This window comes from Streptomyces chiangmaiensis (assembly GCF_036281785.1).
GTDB lineage: Bacteria > Actinomycetota > Actinomycetes > Streptomycetales > Streptomycetaceae > Streptomyces > Streptomyces chiangmaiensis.
Map to the genome: position 1 here is coordinate 1 of NZ_JAYWVC010000435.1, position 3272 is coordinate 3272.

Consider the following 3272-nt stretch of genomic DNA (forward strand, 5'->3'; position numbering starts at 1 on the left):
TGCGTAGCCGCCACCGACGATCACAATCTCACGCATGAATCTCCCTGATCGTTGGTCGACACTCGATACGCTCGGCACGGATCGGATCGCTTTCGTCGTTGGCCGCGGACGCCCGGTGAGGGGCTCGATGTCCTGGATTGCGGTCACGTCTACTTCTATGGGCCGTTTTCCAGCGCTGGCAGCCCGTTGCACGCCCCGATCCTTTGACGGGTGACGGGCTGCTTTGTGTCTTACGAGCCTGCTGGTACAGATTCGTTTCCAGTCGACCAGCGAACGATCTACAGGCCGTCTATGTCCCATGCAGACGCCGTACCGTCGGCTGATCGTGCACCACCAACTCCCAGGGCGCACCTTTGCCTACGCGGTCGGGATCTCCTCCCGACTCACCGCCCATCCCGCACAGGTACGTCCGATCACCCGCCCTACCAAGGCACCGGCCGTCCCCCGGTGGCCACGTATCCGGACAAGCTCCAGAAGGTCAAGGAACTGGTCATCCAGGCCGCCGGCAAGCGGCCCGACGGGTGTCCTGGCGCGAGGGCTCCCGGCCGGGCACCGGCCGAACCGGTCACAAGCGCATGCACTCGCGTTTCGTCGCCCTGCGTATCCGGCCCGACGGACGCGAGATCCGCCAGGCCACCAAGGGCGCAGAACTTCCCGAGCGATGGCTACTGGCCCAATGGCCGGCAGGTGAGAGCGAGCCGGTGCAGTTCTGGCTCTCCAGCCTGCCTTCCGGCATGCCCCTGGCCACCCTGGTGCGGCTGGCCAAGCTCCGCTGACACATCGAACACGACTACCGTGAGTTGAAACAGGCCTTGAGGCTCGCCCACTTCGAAGGCCGCACCTGGAACGGCTGGTACCACCACGTCACCCTGGTTGGCGCTGCCCACGCCTTCTGCACCCTGCAACAACTGGCCCAAGCCCCAAAAGACACAGCGCAGGACCGAGCCCCTACCAAGTAGTCCGCACCATGCAGGCACTCCTCGCCCTCTGGTCCGGCACCTGCCCCATCTGCCACCACGACATACCCTCCCCCATACGAACCTGACCAAGCCCTACTAGGGGCTCTCGATCCACGGCGAACAGGCACTCCGAGGCGACAACGGCAGCTCAGGCGCGCGATGTTCCTGTCCGCATTCGCTACTCTGCACGGTCCCCTCTCCCGCTCCTACTACGACAGATTCCGGGCCCGAGGGAAGATCCACACCCAGAAGCTTCTCCGTCTGGCCGCCACTGCATCAACGTGTTGTTCGCCATGCTCCGAGACGGCACACTCTACGAACCCCGGGCCGTCGTGGGACCGAATTGATGCAGTTCTTGTCAGCCCAGCAGCATCCGTGATCCGCTCTATTCGTGGGTGTCGATGATTCGGAGCACATGAAGACCATCCGTCGCTGGCTTGCAGGCGAGGTGGTCAACAACACCACCGGTATCAAGATCGTCGGCGGCCCGTTCAAAGGTCAGATCAAGATCGTCCGCCTCCGTCCGGACGGGACGCCGCTCTCACCTTTGCCGGCACCCGGCAGACAGGTAGGACCGACTCGTCATGTCTACGAAGCAGCGCGGTCCACCCGCGCCTCCGCGGGCTTGGTTTACACATACCTCGGAGTCGAGCCAACGCCGACAGTTGAGGCAGAGTCCAAATTAGCTTGACGAAATTCATAGAGGCCCCCGTTTCCACCTGCACTTCGCCCGACCGGGTAATCCTGGCTGACCTGGTAGAACGCTGATTCGTGGACCTGGCAAACAGGCGCATACAAGGAGGAGTCCACACCTCTGTCCAGCCTCTGGAAAGAGACTTTCCCGCCTGGATCAGGATCTGGAATGAAGGCCCCGAGCCTTGTGCGTGAGTCAAGCCTGCTGACGAGATCCTCGAACGTTTCGCCTCATATTTGAAGCGTATTCCAGCCCTAAAAGGCCAGCTGTGGCTGGGGCGACTTGCGGCGTTCAAGCCGCCGATGGGTTACCCGATGACACGGAAACGTGCCCTGCCGACCCGGACTACGCCATCCGACAGCGGCGTGCATCGTACACCGCCTTTGCCTCGGAGCGCCCGCTGCGCACCCGGGCCGATGACAGCATCCATCCACGCGCAGGGCCGTGCAGCGCGGTTAACATCGAGTGTTACGGGACCGCTGCCGCTGTCGAGCTCAATGATCCGGCCAATGTATGAGTCGATGTCGACGCCTCGGAGCAGGATGTTTCGTCGGGTCTGTCGAAGGTCAACGGCGGGGTTGATGCCGAGGGGCAGGCTCTCCACCGCCATGATGGTCACCGACGCGTCTCGATGAGCTGGCTGGGCGAAGTACCGATCGCCGACGATTCCGAGGTGACGACGTACTTCGGCCTGCGACACCAGCCCCCCGGCCGGGTCCGCCGAGGGCCCCTGGGCCGGTCGTCCCGAGTACCGGTGCACTGGAGACACGAGGAGTTGCACCACTTCAACCTCGCTCGGAGGGATGTTAGGCGGGCTCATGCCTGATGGACTCCGCTTCCACCCCTGCAGGACCGGCGGTGAGGGCTAGTGAGGCGTTGAGCGCAGGGAGCACGATACGTTCCTCCTCTGGCTTCGTTCTGCCTCATCCATTCCCCCCAAATCCCGTACTGCTGTCCAGTGTCGAAAGCCCATCCAGCACACTGTTGCTGTACAGGACATCCGCTCGATTGCGTTCAGGCCGCAAGCATGACTGTCATGAACTTGTGCCCTACCCCGGTGCTAGGCCCCGGCGGTAGGTAGAGGGACCTGTCTAGGCAGGGGCGGGTGTACTTGCACTGACTCACCACGGACCTGCGGGCTGAGAACCCCTGATGCTACCGATGGTAGTCCGCTGGTCAGGGCACGGGCAGGCCAGCCGCTCGGGTGTCGATGCGCAGTAGACGCGTAATGAATAGCGTCTCGACTGAAAGGGGCGGGCGGACGCTACTTGTATGACATCTTAAATGCGGTCGATCCCGCTGCCTCCCCCGTGGTGGCGGGGTCGGCTTCGTATGCCAGCGGGCCCCAGAACGACGACAGGACACCTCGGATACCGACAATGGTCCAGTTGTGAGACGTCAATGGCCCGTCCCGAGGCCCCGGCCGGCTATCGACTCGTCCATCAGCCCGCCGCTCAGGTGGCTCAGCAACTGCCGGTTCTCCCGGCTCGGACGGCCGGACGCGTCGGCTGCCTTTGTGGCGCCCCCGAAGCTGCCCTGGTAACCCGGACGCAGTTGCAGGAGTGACACATTTTCAGCGTGATCTAGCGCGGAACCCCGGGCGTTCATGCCGGGGAGGA

2 protein-coding genes and 3 pseudogenes are annotated in these 3272 nt (G+C 63.5%); 3 read left to right on the forward strand and 2 right to left on the reverse strand.

All coding sequences use genetic code 11. The annotated features are described in order from the left end of the window. Positions 1-352: 352 nt before the first annotated feature. The 3 genes and pseudogenes from VXC91_RS43935 to VXC91_RS43945 all read left to right on the forward strand — a co-directional run. Positions 353-959 (forward strand): annotated as a pseudogene (locus tag VXC91_RS43935) (transposase); the annotation flags it as partial. 100 nt (positions 960-1059) lie between these two features. Next, a pseudogene (locus VXC91_RS43940) lies at positions 1060-1306 on the forward strand (IS110 family transposase); the annotation flags it as partial. A 44-nt stretch (positions 1307-1350) separates the two neighbouring features. Then, positions 1351-1650 (forward strand): hypothetical protein, encoded by a 300-nt coding sequence (locus VXC91_RS43945; RefSeq protein ID WP_329512942.1) that lies wholly within the window; start codon positions 1351-1353, stop codon positions 1648-1650. An 819-nt stretch (positions 1651-2469) separates the two neighbouring features. Here the strand turns inward: VXC91_RS43945 and VXC91_RS47360 are convergent. Continuing rightward, a pseudogene (locus VXC91_RS47360) lies at positions 2470-2643 on the reverse strand (hypothetical protein); the annotation flags it as partial. Positions 2644-3051: 408 nt separating this feature from the next. Further along, the coding region (locus VXC91_RS43950) for a hypothetical protein (protein WP_329512943.1) at positions 3052-3272 on the reverse strand (221 nt) is incomplete at its 5' end.